General features: G+C 43.4%; 18 protein-coding genes. 17 read left to right on the top strand and 1 reads right to left on the bottom strand.

Features of this window, described 5'->3' with window-relative positions:
- Positions 1–7: 7 nt before the first annotated feature.
- The 6 genes from mnmG (at position 8) to ACFVAD_RS21000 (ending at position 6,593) form a co-directional block, all read left to right on the top strand.
- A complete protein-coding gene (gene mnmG, locus ACFVAD_RS21025) occupies positions 8–1,897 on the top strand; it encodes a tRNA uridine-5-carboxymethylaminomethyl(34) synthesis enzyme MnmG (protein ID WP_386644806.1) in 1,890 nt (629 codons plus the stop codon).
- A gap of 78 nt (positions 1,898–1,975) precedes the next feature.
- Entirely contained in the window at positions 1,976–2,692 is a 717-nt protein-coding gene (rsmG, locus tag ACFVAD_RS21020; protein WP_386644803.1) for a 16S rRNA (guanine(527)-N(7))-methyltransferase RsmG, read from the top strand.
- 121 nt (positions 2,693–2,813) lie between these two features.
- Positions 2,814–3,662 (top strand): nucleoid occlusion protein, encoded by an 849-nt coding sequence (gene noc / locus ACFVAD_RS21015; protein ID WP_386644800.1) that lies wholly within the window; start codon positions 2,814–2,816, stop codon positions 3,660–3,662.
- 324 nt (positions 3,663–3,986) lie between these two features.
- Positions 3,987–4,748, top strand: coding sequence for a ParA family protein (locus ACFVAD_RS21010; protein ID WP_204413346.1), 762 nt, complete (start codon positions 3,987–3,989; stop codon positions 4,746–4,748).
- Positions 4,741–5,589: a ParB/RepB/Spo0J family partition protein gene (locus ACFVAD_RS21005; RefSeq protein WP_386644796.1), complete on the top strand. Its 849-nt coding sequence runs from the start codon at positions 4,741–4,743 to the stop codon at positions 5,587–5,589. The genes ACFVAD_RS21010 and ACFVAD_RS21005 overlap by 8 nt, the downstream gene beginning before the upstream one ends.
- Before the next feature lie 299 nt (positions 5,590–5,888).
- Positions 5,889–6,593, top strand: a complete 705-nt coding sequence (locus ACFVAD_RS21000; protein WP_386644793.1) for a DUF554 domain-containing protein — start codon at positions 5,889–5,891, stop codon at positions 6,591–6,593.
- 55 nt (positions 6,594–6,648) lie between these two features.
- On the opposite strand, the gene yyaC is transcribed toward ACFVAD_RS21000, so the two are convergent.
- Positions 6,649–7,287 carry a spore protease YyaC gene (gene yyaC, locus ACFVAD_RS20995; RefSeq protein WP_386644791.1) on the bottom strand — a complete coding sequence of 213 codons (639 nt, stop codon included), beginning with the start codon at positions 7,285–7,287 and terminating at the stop codon, positions 6,649–6,651.
- 97 nt (positions 7,288–7,384) lie between these two features.
- Here yyaC and ACFVAD_RS20990 point away from each other — a divergent pair, with 97 nt between their 5' ends.
- The 11 genes from ACFVAD_RS20990 to dnaB all read left to right on the top strand — a co-directional run bounded on the left by ACFVAD_RS20990 (position 7,385) and on the right by dnaB (position 17,637).
- Entirely contained in the window at positions 7,385–8,419 is a 1,035-nt protein-coding gene (locus ACFVAD_RS20990) for a YkvI family membrane protein (protein WP_386644788.1), read from the top strand.
- 89 nt (positions 8,420–8,508) lie between these two features.
- Entirely contained in the window at positions 8,509–9,390 is an 882-nt protein-coding gene (locus ACFVAD_RS20985; protein WP_386644785.1) for a mechanosensitive ion channel family protein, read from the top strand.
- Positions 9,391–9,427: 37 nt separating this feature from the next.
- On the top strand, positions 9,428–9,628 hold the full coding sequence (locus ACFVAD_RS20980; protein WP_386644782.1) for a DUF951 domain-containing protein: 201 nt from the start codon (positions 9,428–9,430) through the stop codon (positions 9,626–9,628).
- A gap of 143 nt (positions 9,629–9,771) precedes the next feature.
- On the top strand, positions 9,772–10,872 hold the full coding sequence (gene ychF, locus ACFVAD_RS20975) for a redox-regulated ATPase YchF (RefSeq protein ID WP_386644779.1): 1,101 nt from the start codon (positions 9,772–9,774) through the stop codon (positions 10,870–10,872).
- A 119-nt stretch (positions 10,873–10,991) separates the two neighbouring features.
- Entirely contained in the window at positions 10,992–11,282 is a 291-nt protein-coding gene (gene rpsF, locus ACFVAD_RS20970; protein ID WP_386644776.1) for a 30S ribosomal protein S6, read from the top strand.
- 45 nt (positions 11,283–11,327) lie between these two features.
- A complete protein-coding gene (gene ssb / locus ACFVAD_RS20965; RefSeq protein ID WP_386644773.1) occupies positions 11,328–11,858 on the top strand; it encodes a single-stranded DNA-binding protein in 531 nt (176 codons plus the stop codon).
- 73 nt (positions 11,859–11,931) lie between these two features.
- On the top strand, positions 11,932–12,171 hold the full coding sequence (gene rpsR / locus ACFVAD_RS20960; protein ID WP_204413332.1) for a 30S ribosomal protein S18: 240 nt from the start codon (positions 11,932–11,934) through the stop codon (positions 12,169–12,171).
- Positions 12,172–12,336: 165 nt separating this feature from the next.
- On the top strand, positions 12,337–13,263 hold the full coding sequence (locus ACFVAD_RS20955) for a YybS family protein (protein ID WP_386644770.1): 927 nt from the start codon (positions 12,337–12,339) through the stop codon (positions 13,261–13,263).
- A 475-nt stretch (positions 13,264–13,738) separates the two neighbouring features.
- A complete protein-coding gene (locus ACFVAD_RS20950; RefSeq protein WP_386644767.1) occupies positions 13,739–15,709 on the top strand; it encodes a DHH family phosphoesterase in 1,971 nt (656 codons plus the stop codon).
- Positions 15,706–16,155: a 50S ribosomal protein L9 gene (gene rplI / locus ACFVAD_RS20945; RefSeq protein ID WP_386644764.1), complete on the top strand. Its 450-nt coding sequence runs from the start codon at positions 15,706–15,708 to the stop codon at positions 16,153–16,155. The genes ACFVAD_RS20950 and rplI overlap by 4 nt, the downstream gene beginning before the upstream one ends.
- A 114-nt stretch (positions 16,156–16,269) precedes the next feature.
- A complete protein-coding gene (dnaB, locus tag ACFVAD_RS20940) occupies positions 16,270–17,637 on the top strand; it encodes a replicative DNA helicase (RefSeq protein ID WP_386644761.1) in 1,368 nt (455 codons plus the stop codon).
- The last annotated feature ends 218 nt before the right edge of the window (positions 17,638–17,855 follow it).

Below are 17,855 nucleotides of genomic sequence, written 5' to 3'. Positions count from 1 at the left end.
AACAAACATGGAATATCATGCAGGTTCCTATGATGTCATAGTAATTGGAGCGGGGCACGCCGGAGTCGAAGCGGGCCTCGCCTCGGCAAGATTGGGAGCGAAAACGCTCATGATCACCATCAATCTTGATATGGTGGCATTTATGCCATGTAATCCTTCTGTTGGGGGACCAGCAAAAGGAATTGTTGTGCGCGAAATCGATGCGCTAGGCGGAGAGATGGGTAAGAATATCGATAAAACCCATATTCAGATGCGAATGTTGAATACAGGGAAGGGCCCTGCGGTACGTGCTTTGCGTGCCCAGGCTGACAAATTCCTGTATCAGCATGAGATGAAGAAAACGATTGAAAATGAACCGAACATTACCCTGTTGCAAGGAATGGTCGAGAAATTGATCGTGGAAGATGGCGTCTGTAAAGGTGTTCTCACCCAAACCGGTGCCATATATGAATCCAAAACAGTTGTTATCACGACGGGAACTTATCTGCGGGGAAAAATAATAATGGGTGACCTGCAATATCAGAGCGGACCGAACAACCAGCAGCCTTCCATTAAGCTTTCCGAACACCTGGAGGAACTTGGGTTTGAATTGGCGCGATTCAAAACAGGTACGCCACCTCGTGTTAACAGTTCCACCATTGACTACAGTAAAACAGAGATTCAGCCGGGGGATGATGTTCCAAGAGCGTTTTCTTATGAAACGACCGAATATATCACCGATCAGCTTCCTTGCTGGTTGACTTATACAAGTCCTGAAACGCATGCATTGATTGATGAAAATCTGCACCGTTCCCCGATGTACTCAGGCATGATCAAAGGAACGGGGCCAAGGTATTGCCCATCCATTGAAGATAAAATTGTCCGCTTTAACGACAAGCCCCGACATCAAATCTTCTTGGAGCCGGAAGGCAGAAATACTCAGGAAGTTTATGTGCAAGGTCTTTCCACAAGCTTGCCGGAGGAAGTGCAGCGAAGAATCCTTTCCACCATCCCTGGTCTTGAGAATGTACAGATGATGAGAGCGGGATATGCCATCGAATATGATGCGATTGTACCGACTCAACTATGGCCGACACTTGAAACCAAAAAGGTGCAGAACCTATATACCGCTGGCCAGATCAATGGTACTTCAGGGTATGAAGAAGCGGCAGGTCAAGGAATTATGGCTGGTATCAATGCAGGTCTGCGTGCCCTTGGAAGAGAAAATCTCATCCTAGGACGTTCAGATGCCTATATCGGTGTCCTTATTGACGATCTTGTAACGAAGGGGACAAATGAACCTTATCGTCTGTTGACTTCCCGTGCAGAATATCGATTACTCCTGCGCCATGATAATGCAGATCTTCGATTAACGGAGATAGGTCATGAGATTGGCTTGATTTCGCCAGATCGCTATGAGAAATTCCAGTTGAAGAAACAGCAGATCGAAGCGGAAAAAGAACGATTACAGTCAATCTTCATCAAGCCGACTGCCTTGGTACAGGAAACGATAAAAAATGCTGGTGGCACTGAGCTGAAAGATGGAATCCGGGCGTCGGATTTGCTGAAACGTCCGGAAATGACCTATGAACATGTTCACCTTTTGGTTCCTCCTGAAACGGAATTGGGACCTGATGTAGCAGAACAGGTTGAAATACAAGTGAAGTACGAAGGATATATCCAAAAGTCCTTACAGCAAGTAGATCGTTTGAAAAAAATGGAAAACAAGAAGATCCCTGAAAACATCGATTATGACGCCATTCATGGCCTGGCAAATGAAGCACGTCAAAAACTGAAGGAAGTTCGCCCTCTTTCCGTTGCTCAAGCTTCTCGAATTTCAGGTGTCAACCCAGCCGATGTTTCCATTTTACTCGTATATCTCGAACAAGGACGTATAGCTAAAGTATCTAACGAGTAGGCTTTTTCGTAACTGTAATGAAAGCACCATTCAATAGAAAAACAGCCTATGAAAAGGTTCAAGAAAGGATACAAGCAAATGAACAAAGAGCAATTTATTAGTATGTTGGAGGAGAAAGGGATCTCCCTTACTCCTTTCCAGCTTTCTCAATTTGATACATATTACAGAATGCTGGTAGAGTGGAACGAGAAAATGAACCTCACTGCCATTACAGAAGAGGAAGAGGTATACCTTAAGCATTTTTACGATTCGATTACCGCATCCTTCTATGTAGACCTTTCAAAAGGTCAAAATCTTTGCGATGTTGGGGCAGGAGCGGGTTTCCCAAGTATTCCACTGAAAATATGCTTTCCAGATCTCAAGGTTACGATTGTCGATTCCTTGAACAAAAGAATCACTTTTCTTCAGCAACTGGCAAAATCTTTGGAACTGAAAGAAGTGAATTTTGTGCATGATCGTGCTGAGACTTTTGGTCAAAACGCAGATTACAGGGAAAAATTTGATCTTGTGACAGCTAGAGCGGTGGCAAGACTGTCTGTCCTAAGTGAGCTATGTCTTCCTCTTGTCAAAGAGGGTGGCCGGTTTATACCAATGAAAGCCGCTGCAGCTAAAGAAGAAGTGGAAAAAGGGAAAAAGGCCATGCAAATTCTAGGCGGGAAATTAGAGGAAATCTACTCTTTTCACCTTCCTTTAGAAGAAAGCGAAAGAAATATTCTCATCATCAACAAAGTAAAACCTACACCGAAGAAGTACCCGCGTAAGCCAGGTACACCTAATAAATTACCGCTTGAATAATAATGTAGATGATGGCCCTGGTTGAATGTTTCATGTGAAACATTTTAACGTTCCGAGAAGGAATTACTGTTCTGAACAGCGAATTTATTGTAAGGGATTCTATCCATAAGGTGGTGGAACTATGAAATCTCCGTTCTCTCGATTTTTTGGTATTGGCGAAAAAGAAGAACAGGAAATAGTAGAAAAGACGAATCATGAAGAAATTAAACAATTACCGGTACTAGATATTGTTCCAAACCGATATCAGCCCCGTACGGTTTTTGTCGATGAAAGAATAGAAGAATTATCCCTGACAATCCGCACTCATGGTATTATTCAGCCGATCGTGGTTCGTCAGTTTGAAGAAAACAAATATGAAATCATTGCAGGTGAACGTCGCTGGCGTGCTGTTCAAAAGCTTGGATGGGATACAATTCCAGCCATCGTAAAGGATTTCAATGACGCAGAAACTGCTTCAGTAGCTCTAATTGAAAACCTGCAACGTGAGGAACTATCCGCTATCGAGGAAGCTATCGCCTACTCGAAGCTCTTGGAACTGCATAATCTGACGCAGGAAGCCTTGGCACAAAGGCTTGGAAAAGGGCAATCCACGGTAGCAAACAAGCTCCGTTTATTAAAGTTGCCTGCCGAGATCCAAGATGCCCTCCTTCAGAAGAAAATCACGGAGCGTCATGCTCGTGCGCTCATTCCACTGAAGCTCCAAGAAAAGCAAGTTGCGCTTCTGGAAGAGATTCTGGAAAAACAGCTGAACGTGAAACAGACAGAGGAACGCGTCGTCCGAATGCTCGAACAATCCGTTTCCAGGCCAAAGCCAAAGCGCAAAGCATTCTCAAAAGACATGCGGATTGCCATGAACACCATCCGTCAATCCCTGACAATGGTCAACGACAGCGGAATCAAACTCGACTCCCAAGAAGAAGAAACAGAAGAATACTACCAATTCACCATCCGTATACCTAAAAAGAAATAATAGAATAAAAAGGGCTTGGCTTCTCTAAACACCATTAATAAGTATCTATTAATTCCTGTACCTACAAGATTAATAGATATCAAGAGACGCCATGTCCTTATTTTTTTGCTCTGTTAATCAACAGCGGTGTTTAAAAGGGCGGCCAATTTAATACTTCGCACAAAAACTCAAATGACTACCTTTCACCACACCATCCCCCAAAAACCAATCAACCAACAACTCTTTCTATTTATTATCAAAAACAAGTTAACTTTCTGTAAATTCATGATAAAATAAGTGAGAAACGAATAAAAAGTATGTTCTTTTCTGAAGGCAGGTGACAGCATGGGCAGAATTATTGCTATTGCTAACCAAAAAGGTGGAGTTGGCAAGACGACTACCTCGGTTAATTTAGGTGCGTGTTTGGCCTATATTGGGAAAAAAGTGCTGCTTGTAGACGTGGATCCACAAGGGAACGCAACCAGTGGAGTAGGCGTTGCTAAAGCAGAAGTTGATCAATGCATATATGATATTTTAGTAGAAGATGTGGAAGCAAGACGAGCTATTCTCTCTACTAAAGTAGAAAATCTTTCCATCATTCCTGCTACCATTCAATTGGCAGGTGCGGAAATAGAGCTGGTACCGACTATTTCAAGGGAAGTTAGATTAAAAAGAGCCTTAGATGATGTCAAACACTTATATGATTACATAATCATAGATTGTCCCCCATCTCTTGGACTGTTGACGATTAATGCCTTAACGGCTTCCGACGCTGTTGTCATACCGGTTCAATGCGAATATTATGCATTGGAAGGCTTAAGTCAGTTATTAAATACGGTACGACTCGTACAAAAGCATTTGAATACAGAATTAATGATAGATGGAGTCCTATTAACCATGCTCGATGCAAGGACTAATTTGGGAATCCAAGTGATAGAAGAAGTGAAGAAATATTTTCAAGATAAGGTGTATCGCACCATCATTCCGCGTAATGTCCGTTTAAGTGAAGCGCCAAGTCATGGAGAACCTATCATCATTTATGATCCTAAATCTCGTGGAGCGGAAGTTTACTTAGAATTAGCAAAGGAAGTGGTGACTCATGGGTAAAGGATTAGGTAAAGGCATTAACGCTTTATTTCCTTCCATTGAAGCTTCCAAGGAAGAAGCGGTACAAGAGATTAATATCAAGGATGTTCGTCCAAACCCGTATCAACCTCGAAAGGTTTTTGAAAAAGACGCGATACAGGAGCTGAAGGAATCTATTCTTCAGCATGGAATTCTACAGCCGATTATTGTTCGCAAGAGCATCAAGGGCTATGAAATCGTTGTCGGTGAACGCCGTTACCGTGCAGCTAAAGAAGCAAAATTAACAAAGGTTCCAGTGGTTGTTCGTGAATTGACGGAGCAGCAAATGATGGAACTGGCATTATTGGAGAATCTACAACGGGAGGACCTTACTCCTATTGAAGAAGCTGCTGCCTATCAATCTCTTATGTCAAAGCTGGATTTGACCCAGGAGCAATTGGCTAGCCGTCTTGGGAAAAGTAGACCGCATATTGCCAATCATGTACGCTTGCTTTCTTTGCCGGGCTACGTGCAAGAGCTCATGAACGAAGGCAAACTTTCTATGGGACACGGCAGGGCACTTCTTGGATTAAAGAGAAAAGAAATGTTGAAAGCTGTCATTGAAAAAGTGGTCAAAGATCATTTGAATGTGCGCCAGCTTGAACAGCTTATCCACCAGGTGAACGAAAATGTTTCACGTGAAACAAAAAAGGATCCGGAGAAAAAGGATATTTTCTTAAAGGATCAGGAATCCTTCCTTCGAGAAAGATTTGGCACGTCGGTGTTCATTAAGAAGTCAAAGAACAAAGGAAAGATTGAAATAGAATTCTTTTCCGATGATGACTTAAACAGATTGTTGGAACTGTTAGCTCAATCTGAATAAAGAAAGGCAAACCATCCAGTATGATAGATGGTTTGCTTTTTTAGATAGGTTCTTTTCGTAAAGTTATTAAATAGGTAATCTATGTTAAAGCATAGAGTTAATTTTAAAGGTCACTAGCTGTTGATTGGAGCAATAGGCGAAGACTCCTGCGGGAGGAAGCGGTAGGCTGGAGACCCCGCAGGGCGAAGCCTGAGGAGGCTCCAGCACCGCCCCGCGGAAAGCGCAGCCTAGTGCGGAAATCAACAGCGGTGTTAAACAGAGCCAATAGGTAAAAAGATAAATAGGAATGGGGATTTAAATTGGTTTTATTAGGGACCATAGTCAATGGTATATGTATCATCCTTGGTACTTTATTAGGAAAGCTTTTTACACGAATACCGGATAAAACAAAAGAAACCGTCATGAAGGTGATCGGGCTTGCTGTGTTTTTACTTGGAGCTCAAATGGGATTCAAGAGCAATGAGTTTCTGATTGTAATCATCAGCTTGGTTCTAGGGGCAGTGATTGGTGAGTGGATAGACCTGGACCGAATCTTGAATAACATAGGGATCTGGATTGAAAAAAAAGTAGGTACGGGACAGCACGGTTCGGTTTCAAGAGGGTTTGTTACTGCCACTTTAATATTCGTCATTGGTGCTATGGCTGTTGTAGGCTCACTTGACAGTGGTCTAAGAGGTGACCATCAGGTACTTTATACAAAATCGATCATTGATGGATTTACAAGTATTGTCTTGACCACGACACTTGGGATAGGTGTTTTGTTTTCCGCAATACCTGTCATGCTGTACCAGGGAACGATCGCCTTATTTGCAACTCAGATTGATCAATTTGTACCAGTGGACCTACTGGAACTTCTTATTTTTGAAATAACGGCAACAGGAGGCGTCATGATCATGGCGATTGGAATGAACATCATTGGTGTAACCTCCATACGCGTTGCAAATCTCTTACCAGGCCTACTCGTGGCTGCTGGGTTAGTATTATTACAATATTTATATCTATAGAACATAAAAAGGCTGATGATTTCTTTCAGTCTTTTTTATTTACATTAAATGGTAATTAATCTTGTGTATGAAGCATGGGTGGGATGTCATTATCCTTGGAAGCCGCAGCCAAAAAGTCTTTTCGCTCCAACGCCATGTCCAGATCCTTAATGGCAGAGGCAACCACATTGGCCATTCTCATTACAAGACTAAGCCTTGTATTCTGCAGAACGAAGAACTCCATGAATCCACTGACATTCACAATTCCTGTTATATGGATATCCCCTACAGGCGGAAGATCTTTTTTGACCCCGGCACCAGGCATTACCGGACCATCTCCTACTGTTAGTTGGCCAACACTTTTCAACCTACCCAAACATGCATCAATGGCAATGATGAAGGGATTGAAGTGGGTGGATTGTATCATTGCAAGCTTTTCGACAAGATTAACCGCATGAATAGGTTCATCCAATGTGCCATATACATGTACATGATGGAGGGTTTGGTCTTGCAGTTTGGAGCCGATCAGCGGACCGAGAGAATCTCCTGTAGAACGGTCAGTGCCGATGCAGACAAATACGATGGGGCGAAAAATAGAACTAGAAGGTAGGTTGGACTGTAAAGTAAGTGCAATTTCCTTGGATGCATTTACTTCATCATGAGCAATACGAATATTGCCTCCTTTCTTCTCAAAAAAGTTAGATTTAAGATTCATAGGTTCCACTCCTTCTTAATAGTAGTAACAGTATACGACTATTTATTGGAAACTATACGTCCACTTTACGGTTAATTGGTGGCAGGAGGTAAAATGTATGTGGAGTAGCGGATTTCGTTGGATGTTTTTAATTTTAGGCACGGTTATCGGTGCCGGTTATGCCTCCGGGCGAGAAATATGGCAATTTTTCGGGGCTGAAAGCGGACTGGCCATCCTCTTATTCACCATTTTCTTCGTAATTGCCTGTCATGTGGTGCTCAGCCTTAGCCGAAAGCTGCAATCGTCCCATTTCTCCCCCGTATTGGAGAAGCTGGTAGGTAGCAAAATCTCTAAAATCTATAACGTGGTGATGGTGATCTATCTATTTGCGACAACCGCAGTCATGCTGGCTGGCGGTGGGGCAGCCTTGCAGGTATTCTCCATTCCTTACTGGGCGGGTATTTTAATTATATGCTTTCTATTAGTCATCCTCTTTGTCTTTGGAGTCAATGGGATGATTACTGTCAACAGCATCATCATTCCCGCCATCATTCTAATCCTTGCCTTTGTGCTGTTTCGTACAGCGGAGATCAGTCCGGATACCCTTCGTTCTATGGCTGGCCAACACCATTCAAACTGGCCCGCTGCTTTTACATTTACCGCACTGAATATTTTGCCTCTTGTTGCGGTTCTGTCTGCAATAGGAAAAGAAGTGAAAACCAAGGGAGAGATTCTGATAGCAAGTATCGGAAGCGGAGTAATATTAGGAGTCATTTCGCTTTTCTATAACCAGACGCTTCTGATTGTTCAAAGTAAAATAGAGTTTTTCGAAATTCCTCTTTTTGCGATTATTCAAAGCTATCCTTATTATATGATTTTCGTCATGACGCTTCTTCTCTGGGTTGCCATCTATACGACTGCCGCTTCTGGGCTCTTGGGGCTGGTCACAAGGTTCAGAGGAAGCCTTTCTATCCCGCTATGGGTTATCTGTTTGCTATTGCTCCTTTGCATGCTGCCTTTTACAGCTTTTGGATTCTCTGTTCTCGTAGCAATACTTTACCCGCTATTTGGCCTTGTCAATCTTTATCTTCTTGTCTGTATTTTGCTGTATCCCATCACCAACCGGAAAAACTGGCTTGAGGAAATGAAATAGTTTAGTGAAACAGGGGATTGCTGGCTATGATAAGCTTAAGTAAAATGAAGGAATAGCAAGCAAATTTCAAGGTAGAGGTTGAAGTGTAAATGGAATGGATCATTCGATTAAATAAAAAGCTGGAAGAAGCATTGACTAATGAAGATCTTTGGATTAGCATGGGCGCAGGATTTTTAAAAATCATTGCCATCATTATTGTAGCGGGCTTGATTATCCGAATAGGAAAAGCCATCATAAAGAACTTTGTGAGAATAAGAGCCAAGGGACCTTTGCAAGTATCAGTGAGACGGGAAAATACACTGGTGAAATTATTGGAGAATGTCATTTCCTATGTCACCTATTTTGTAGCCTTCATCATGATCCTCGAAGTGGTGCATATCGATGTGCGGGCACTTCTGGCTGGGGCAGGAATAGTAGGCCTTGCTGTCGGGTTTGGTGCACAGAATCTGGTCCGTGATATCATTACCGGTTTCTTTATCATTTTTGAAGACCAATTTTCAGTCGGTGATTATGTTCGGGTTGGAACTTTCGAGGGACATGTAGAGGAAATCGGGCTGCGCACCACGAAAATTAAAAGCTGGACCGGCGAATTGAATATTCTGCCAAACGGAAGTATCATTGAAGTGACGAATTTCTCCATCCACAATAGTATCGCCATTGTGGACGTCAGCATTGCGTATGAAGGAGAAATAGAAAAAGCGGAGCAAGTCATTGAAGAATTGCTTGGAGAATTGCCGTTAAAATATGAAGAAATTGTACAACCACCTCAGCTCTTGGGAATACAAACTTTCGGAAACTCGGAGGTCGTCCTGCGAATAACGTGTGAGACGCTACCCATGAAGCATTGGTACATTTCTCGTAAAATCAGAAAAGAAGTAAAACTGCGTCTGGATGAACAAGGTATTGAAATTCCGTTTCCAAGGCTGGTCCTTTACAATAGGGAGCCACAGATGGAAAAAGGAAAGCAGTGATTTATATAGAGATATGAATAGATTGGGAGTGTAGAAATTGAGCGATAAGGTATTCGGAATGAACGATGTAGTGGAAATGAAAAAAGCTCACCCTTGTGGAATGAATCGCTGGAAGGTGGTCCGGATGGGAATGGACATCCGCATCAAGTGCGAAGGATGCCAGCACACTGTCATGATGCCAAGGAAGGAATTCACACGGAAAATCAAGAAGATCCTGGTGCGGAGTGAGGAAGAATAATCAGCAGGTGAACAGCTGTGCATTGGCAGCTGTTTTTTATTTTATAGTTGGGTAATGTTGGTTTGCCTTGTCTTTTTTGGTGGTTGTATCTATAATTGTGGGAGATTGAAATATGTGTTAACGGAAAGTTAGGAGTGGATAAAATGGCTTTAACAGCAGGTATCGTTGGTCTTCCAAATGTAGGGAAATCAACGCTTTTTAATGCAATTACTCAAGCGGGGGCAGAATCTGCCAACTACCCGTTCTGTACGATAGATCCAAACGTTGGGATTGTAGATGTTCCTGATGAGCGTCTTCAGAAACTGACGGAGCTTGTGAACCCGAAGAAAACGGTTCCTACACATTTTGAGTTTACGGATATTGCAGGGATTGTGAAAGGTGCAAGCAAAGGGGAAGGTCTTGGAAACAAGTTCCTATCCCATATTCGTCAAGTGGATGCAATTTGCCACGTAGTGCGCTGTTTTGCTGACGACAATATTACACACGTAGCTGGTGGAGTCGATCCGATTGCAGATATCGAAACAATCAACCTGGAGCTTATTTTGGCTGATCTGGAGTCAGTGGATAAGCGTCTAGAGCGTGTCGGGAAGCTTGCAAAGCAAAAAGATAAAGAAGCGGTTTATGAGCATGAAGTGCTTGTAAAAGTGAAAGAAGCACTGGAGAATGAGCTTCCTGCACGTACTGTTGAAGTGACAGATGAGCAAGTGAAGTACCTGAAAGGCATGCATCTATTGACAAGCAAGCCTGTTCTTTATGTTGCGAATGTCGGGGAAGATGATATTGCCGACACCTCAGACAATGAATTTGTGAAACAGGTTCGTGAATTTGCGGAGAAAGACAACGCAGTAGTGATCACAGTCTGTGCAAAAATCGAGTCTGAAATCGTGGAGCTTGATGCAGACGAAAAAGCAATGTTCCTGGAAGAGCTGGGAATTCAAGAGTCCGGTTTGGATCAACTGATCCGTGCGGCTTACAACCTTCTTGGACTGGCTACCTACTTTACAGCTGGGGTTCAGGAAGTACGTGCCTGGACATTCCGTACTGGAATGAAAGCCCCTCAATGTGCGGGTGTCATCCATACAGACTTTGAACGCGGATTTATCCGTGCCGAAACGGTATCCTATGAAGACCTATTGGCAGCAGGTACGATGACTGCGGCGAAGGAAGCCGGGAAGGTACGCCTGGAAGGTAAAGAGTATCTCGTGAAAGATGGGGATGTCATTCATTTCCGTTTCAACGTCTAAGGAAAGTTTGCAAAAAGACATGCGTTCTGCTATAATCTAAATTTGTGAGTAATGATTATTTATAATTGATTGCTCCTTGCCCATCTAAGGGCCGTTTAGACCAAAAGGAGGTGACTGTGATGAACAAGTACGAAATCATGTATATCATCCGTCCAAACATTGAGGAAGACGCTAAAAAAGCGCTTGTAGAACGTTTCAATACGATCTTGACTGACAACGGTGCAGAACTTACTGAAGCAAAAGAGTGGGGCAAACGCCGTTTAGCTTACGAAATCAATGATTTCCGTGACGGTTACTATATGTTAGTAAACGTGGCTACTGAGCCAGCTGCAGTTCAAGAGTTTGATCGTCTAGCTAAAATCAGCGAAGATATCATCCGTCATATTGTTGTTAAAAAAGAAGTTAAATAATAGTTGTCCTCTTTATGGACGTCGTCTCAAGGAGGAGTGGTTCTGATGTTAAATCGCGTAGTATTGGTAGGTCGCTTAACGAAAGACCCTGAATTGCGCTATACCCCAAGTGGAGTGGCGGTTGCTACTTTTACTCTGGCAGTAAATCGTACGTTCCAGAATCAGCAGGGCGAACGCGAAGCTGATTTTATAAACTGTGTAGTTTGGAGAAAACAAGCGGAAAACGCGGCGAACTTCCTGAAAAAAGGAAGCTTGGCAGGTGTTGACGGCAGAATCCAGACGCGCAATTATGAAGGCCAAGATGGAAAACGTGTATACGTAACGGAAGTAGTGGCAGAAGGTGTTCAATTCTTGGAGCCTAAAGGATCTGGTGGTTCTGGCGGTTCTGGAGGATATAACAACAATCGTCCTAATCCAAATCAAGATCAAGGCTATGGTTCATCTCCGTTTGGGTACGATCAGAACCAACAACAACGTAGCAATAACAACAACCAAGGTTATACTCGTGTTGATGACGACCCATTCAAGAATGATGGTCAACCTATCGATATTTCTGACGACGATCTTCCGTTCTAATTCTAGAAGGAATCGTTTTGATAAAAAAATTCCGGCATAAAGCCAAAAATCCAAAAGCAAAGGAGTGAATAACATGGCAGGAGGACGCAGAGGTGGACGCAACAAACGTCGTAAGGTTTGTTTCTTCACAGCAAACGGTATCACTCATATCGATTACAAAGATATCGATGTACTGAAAAAGTTCGTTTCCGAGCGCGGTAAAATTTTACCACGTCGTGTAACTGGAACTAGTGCAAAATACCAACGTAAATTAACGATCGCGATCAAACGCGCTCGTCAAATGGCATTACTACCATACGTATCTGGTGAGTAATCACGCACATATACAATAAAAGAGGAAGGCAGTGAGAGAATATCTTGCTGCCTTCCTTTTTGCTAGTTTGGGTATGAATAAAAGTCCTTGAAATTGATTGTAATAGTATCTAAAGGATAAACTATACATAAGTTTAACTAAAGATTTTATGGAGGTTTGTAAGCTTTGAAAACCAAAAATATTACAGAGGGAGCCGTACTGCTCGGAATCTTTGTACTGCTCCTCCTGATGACATTATTCATACCTGGAATCGGAGTCATTACCCTGTTTGCACTGGTTGTCCCTTTTGTCATCTATACGGTCCGGAACGATTGGAAATCGGGAATATGGTTTGCGGTGCTTGCCAATATACTGAGCCTCCTGATGGGTTCTCCTGCGGCTCTGATTCTAAGCATTCCCATGAGCTCGGTCGGTGTGGTGATGGGCTATCTTTTCGCGAAAAATAGCAACCGCTATGCAAATTTAGGGGCGGCCACAGGGATGTACCTATTGAATTTAGTGCTTGGGTATGTGCTTGCCATTGTCCTATTTGAAATAAATATTGCCGAACTGATAGATGAAATGCTGAATGACTCTTTGAAAAATGCAGAAGCAATGGCGTCAGCACTCGGTCAGAATTCAGAGGAAACCATGGCGCTCATGCAGCAGATGATGGAACAATTCAACTACCTTTTGCCATCCGGTATGGTGACCTTCGCTTTTGTATTTGCCCTTATTTCACAATGGATTGCCGGGTTTGTCCTAAAGCGTCTGAAGGAATCGGTCCAGCCATTTCCTCCATTCCGAGATTTCATGCTACCAAAAAGCCTGCTGTGGTATTACTTGATTGTGATACTGCTTTCCCTGATGGAAATGGAGAAGGGCTCCACGCTTTTTCTGGCAACCATTAATTTATCTTATATCCTTATGCTGCTCATGACGGTGCAGGGAATGTCCTTTGTCTTTCACTTCTGCCATGAAAAAAGAATTGCTAAGGCTGTACCCATCATAATGCTAATTTTATCCTTTCTAATCCCTCCGTTGCTCTATATAATAAGAATGGTAGGCATCATAGATTTAGGGTTTGATTTACGAAAGCGAATAAAAAAGTAAGACTTTACTCAAAGACATAAATATAAATAATGTCTTTACTTTAAACACCCTGTTGATTTCCGTTCCAGGAGTTCGCTTTCCGCGGGCGGCCTCGGGAGCCTCCTCGGCGCTTTTGCGCCTGCGGGGTCTCCCTTGACACGCTGCTCCCGCAGGAGTCTCACACCATGCACTCCAATCAACAGGGGCGGCAGAATATCCATAACGTCCGCACTATATTTTTATTTTTCATGGGTATTTTTACATGAATCTCTGTTAAACGAAATTGTTGGTTTTTTAATGAATGCTAGCTGTTGATTGGAGCAATAGGCGAAGACTCCTGCGGGAGGCAGCGGTAGGCTTGAGACCCCACAGGGCAAAGCCCGAGGAGGCTCAAGCATCGCCCCGCGGAAAGCGCAGCCTAGTGCGGAAATCAACAGCGGTGTTTAACAGAATCATAAAATAAACAGTAAATTGTTAATTAGGAGCTGAAAAATAAATGCCTAATTATTTTGAAAAACTGAATTTCCGTTACCCCTTTTATACACTGCTGCTCATTTCCGTGATCCAGTTCGGGGTAATTATGTTTTTCCAATGGCAAATAGGGCTAGGTAGTTTTCTGCTCCTTGGTATCGTCATTTACTTCTATATGAAAGTAGAACAAACAGCCAAAAAGGAAATGGAAACTTACATCTCGACCTTATCCTACCGGTTAAAAAAGGTGGGCGAAGAGGCATTGATGGAAATGCCGATCGGGATTATGCTCTACAATGATGACTATCAGATCGAGTGGACCAATCCCTTTCTGGCCTCTTGTTTTCATGAGGAAACATTAGTCGGCAGATCGCTTTATGATGTGGGGGAGAATTTGATCCCTCTTTTGAAGCAGGACGTCGAGACCGAAGTGATCCCTCTTTATGATAGAAAATATAAAGTGGTAATCAAAAAGGCCGAGCGCCTGATTTACTTCTTTGATGTTACCGAACAGACACAAATTGAAAAGCAATATGAAGAAGAGCGCACAGTACTCGGTATTATCTTCCTTGATAATTATGATGAAGTGACCCAAGGCATGGACGATCAGACGAAGAGTGCCATCAACAGCCAGGTCACCTCCATCATCAATAAATGGGCCACCGAAAATGGCGTATTCCTCAAGAGAACATCGATGGAGCGCTTTATCGTAGTATTGAATGAACACATATTAGTACAACTCGAAAAGAACAAATTCACGATATTGGATGAAGTCCGGGAACAAACAGCTAAACAAAGCATGCCGTTAACGCTCAGTGTCGGAATCGGAACAGGTGTCCCTTCCCTTCCGGAGCTCGGCCATCTGGCACAATCGAGTCTCGACCTCGCGCTTGGCCGTGGCGGTGATCAGGTAGCCATCAAGCAGACAAATGGAAAAGTGCGTTTCTACGGCGGAAAAACCAATCCAATGGAAAAGCGTACAAGAGTAAGAGCCCGAGTTATTTCCCATGCCCTTAAAGAGCTGATACATGAAAGTGACAAGGTCATTATCATGGGTCATCGCTATCCGGATATGGATGCAATTGGGGCGGCTATCGGAATTGCCAAAGTGGCAGAGTTGAATCAAAAGGATTCATTCATCGTGTTAAATCAAAATGAGATTGATGCTGGCATCCAGCGTCTGCTTAGCGAATTGAAAAGTCATGACGAGCTATGGGAGAAAATTGTCTCACCTGAGGAAGCCTATGATATGGCAACCAATGATACCTTGCTTGTGGTCGTAGATACCCATAAACCGTCGCTTGTGATTGAGGAAAGACTTCTGAATAAGATCGAGGATGTCGTCGTCATCGACCACCACCGACGTGGGGAGGACTTTATCGAAGATCCGTTGCTCGTTTACATGGAGCCATATGCGTCCTCGACAGCAGAACTTGTAACGGAACTTTTACAATACCAGCCAAAACGCATCAAAATCACCATGCTTGAAGCGACTGCCCTACTTGCTGGTATAATAGTAGATACAAAAAGCTTCACAGTCCGTACTGGTTCACGCACATTTGATGCCGCTTCCTATCTGCGTTCCCAGGGTGCAGATACGATATTGGTGCAAAAGCTGCTGAAAGAGAATTTGGAACGCTTCGTTAAGCGTGCAAAGCTAATCGAAAGCGCCTATCTCTATCAAGACGGAATCGTCATTGCAAAAGGCAATCCGGAAGATTCCTTCGACCAGGTCATGATCGCGCAAGCGGCTGACACCTTGCTAGCAATGAGTGATATCAATACCTCATTTGTGATTGCCCATAGGACTGGCGATGTGGTGAGTATCAGCGCCCGTTCCCTTGGCGACATCAATGTGCAGGTCGTCATGGAGATGCTAGAAGGCGGTGGCCACTTGACGAACGCAGCGACGCAACTGACCATGACAATAGATGAAGCGGAAGAGAAATTGAAAGAGGCAATTCGCGAATACCTAGAAGGAGGTACCAAAGAATGAGAGTTATATTCTTGAAAGATGTAAAAGGAAAAGGGAAAAAAGGCGAAGTAAAAAATGTGGCAGATGGCTATGCCCATAATTTTCTACTAAAACAAGGGTTGGCGATGGAAGCATCACATGGTAACCTTAAATCATTAGAGGCACAAAAAAATAAAGAAGTAAAAGAAGCGGAGCAAGAGCTTGAGAATGCAAAAGAACTCAAGGGAACACTTGAAAAGCTGACTTTGGAGTTCCAAACGAAGGCTGGTGAGGGCGGACGCCTATTCGGTTCCATCACCACCAAGCAAATTTCCGAAGAACTGCAGAAAAAGCACAAAATCAAAATCGACAAACGCAAAATGGAGCTGAACGATGCGATTCGTACGTTAGGCTATACGAATGTACCGGTGAAGCTGCATTCCGATGTGACTGCAACGCTTAAAGTGCATGTAACGGAACAAAAATAATAGATTATAGATAAAGCCAATAAAACAGAAGATGCTCGGCAGCAGCCGAGTTTTCTTTATGCAACGGATTATATATAGACAAGCATCCATGCTTACGAGGGAGGAGGAACAAGGATGAGCGATCTTTTTGCTGACCGCATACCACCACAAAACATAGAAGCGGAACAGGCCGTCCTAGGTGCCATTTTCCTGGAACCATCGGCCCTTACCATGGCGGCAGAGCTGGTTTTACCAGATGATTTCTACCGGGCTGCCCACCAGAAAATATTCAATTGCATCCTGAATCTATCGGACCGTGGTGAACCGATAGATCTTGTAACAGTCACTGCGGAGCTTGCCAACCTGAAGCTGCTCGAAGAAGTAGGGGGAGTTTCCTACTTGAGTGACTTGGCAAACTCGGTTCCAACCGCTGCCAATATTGAGTACTATGCAAAAATTGTAGAGGAAAAGTCCATTCTGCGAAGACTGATTCGTACGGCTACAAGCATCGCACAGGAAGGCTACTCCAGAGAGGACGAAGTTGCAGGCCTGCTGAACGAAGCGGAAAAGCAGATACTTGAAGTATCCCAGCGTAAAAATTCCGGAGTTTTCCAGAACATAAAAGACGTACTTGTGAAAACCTATGATAATATCGAAACACTCCACAATCGCAAAGGGGAAATTACCGGTATTGAAACAGGCTTCACCGAGCTTGACCGTATGACAGCGGGTTTCCAGCGAAATGACCTGATCATTATCGCTGCACGTCCTTCTGTTGGTAAAACAGCATTCGCTCTGAACATCGCTCAGAATGTTGCTGTAAAAGCTCGAGAAAATGTGGCCATCTTCAGTCTGGAGATGGGTGCAGAGCAGCTTGTCATGAGGATGCTCTGTGCGGAGGGGAACATCAATGCACAGAACTTAAGGACAGGACAATTGACCGCTGAGGACTGGAGCAAGCTGACCATGGCGATGGGAAGCCTCTCGAATGCCGGAATCTACATTGATGATACACCAGGTATCCGAGTGAGCGAAATACGCTCCAAATGCCGCCGTCTGAAGCAAGAGAGCGGCCTTGGCATGATTCTGATCGATTACCTGCAATTGATCCAGGGAAGCGGTAGAAACGGCGGAGAGAACCGTCAGCAGGAAGTTTCCGAAATATCCCGTTCCTTAAAAGCATTAGCGAGGGAATTACAGGTTCCAGTAATCGCCCTGTCCCAGCTCTCCCGTGGTGTTGAGCAGCGTCAAGATAAGCGCCCGATGATGTCCGATATCCGTGAATCCGGGAGTATCGAGCAGGATGCCGACATCGTTGGTTTCCTATACCGTGACGATTACTATGACAAAGAGAGTGAAAACAAGAACATCATTGAGATCATTTTGGCCAAGCAACGTAACGGTCCGGTTGGAACAGTCTCGCTGGCGTTCGTAAAAGAATATAACAAATTCGTTAACCTGGAGCGCAGATTTGATGATGAATCTGTACCTTCAGGGGCATAATAAAAGGCATCTACACTGGTAGATGCCTTTTTTTATGAAAAACGGGCTGGAGTTGTCGATATATGGGAAATATCAAGATACATCAAAAATGTTATAGAACAATTAATATTGCAAAAAAACTGTAATATTTACGAACAAATAACATGGATATTTTAAAAATCGTTCGTGTTTTGGTTGACTTTCTCAAGTTCAGCTGATAAACTTACTTTGGTTGAAAT

This window comes from Sutcliffiella sp. NPDC057660 (genome assembly GCF_042800035.1).
In the GTDB taxonomy this organism is placed as follows: domain Bacteria; phylum Bacillota; class Bacilli; order Bacillales; family Bacillaceae_I; genus Sutcliffiella_A.
This window is presented reverse-complemented; position numbering and strand designations above follow the sequence as displayed.

Excerpts from the sequence above, each read along its gene's own strand:
- ACFVAD_RS20990 (WP_386644788.1), top strand. The coding sequence starts at position 7,385 with ATGTGGAGTAGCGGATTTCGTTGGATGTTTTTAATTTTAGGCACGGTT.
- rpsF (WP_386644776.1), top strand. The coding sequence starts at position 10,992 with ATGAACAAGTACGAAATCATGTATATCATCCGTCCAAACATTGAGGAA.
- ACFVAD_RS20950 (WP_386644767.1), top strand. The coding sequence starts at position 13,739 with ATGCCTAATTATTTTGAAAAACTGAATTTCCGTTACCCCTTTTATACA.
- ssb (WP_386644773.1), top strand. The coding sequence starts at position 11,328 with ATGTTAAATCGCGTAGTATTGGTAGGTCGCTTAACGAAAGACCCTGAA.
- yyaC (WP_386644791.1), bottom strand. The coding sequence starts at position 7,287 with ATGAATCTTAAATCTAACTTTTTTGAGAAGAAAGGAGGCAATATTCGT.
- mnmG (WP_386644806.1), top strand. The coding sequence starts at position 8 with ATGGAATATCATGCAGGTTCCTATGATGTCATAGTAATTGGAGCGGGG.
- rsmG (WP_386644803.1), top strand. The coding sequence starts at position 1,976 with ATGAACAAAGAGCAATTTATTAGTATGTTGGAGGAGAAAGGGATCTCC.
- ACFVAD_RS21010 (WP_204413346.1), top strand. The coding sequence starts at position 3,987 with ATGGGCAGAATTATTGCTATTGCTAACCAAAAAGGTGGAGTTGGCAAG.
- rpsR (WP_204413332.1), top strand. The coding sequence starts at position 11,932 with ATGGCAGGAGGACGCAGAGGTGGACGCAACAAACGTCGTAAGGTTTGT.
- ychF (WP_386644779.1), top strand. The coding sequence starts at position 9,772 with ATGGCTTTAACAGCAGGTATCGTTGGTCTTCCAAATGTAGGGAAATCA.
- ACFVAD_RS20985 (WP_386644785.1), top strand. The coding sequence starts at position 8,509 with ATGGAATGGATCATTCGATTAAATAAAAAGCTGGAAGAAGCATTGACT.
- rplI (WP_386644764.1), top strand. The coding sequence starts at position 15,706 with ATGAGAGTTATATTCTTGAAAGATGTAAAAGGAAAAGGGAAAAAAGGC.
- ACFVAD_RS21005 (WP_386644796.1), top strand. The coding sequence starts at position 4,741 with ATGGGTAAAGGATTAGGTAAAGGCATTAACGCTTTATTTCCTTCCATT.
- dnaB (WP_386644761.1), top strand. The coding sequence starts at position 16,270 with ATGAGCGATCTTTTTGCTGACCGCATACCACCACAAAACATAGAAGCG.
- noc (WP_386644800.1), top strand. The coding sequence starts at position 2,814 with ATGAAATCTCCGTTCTCTCGATTTTTTGGTATTGGCGAAAAAGAAGAA.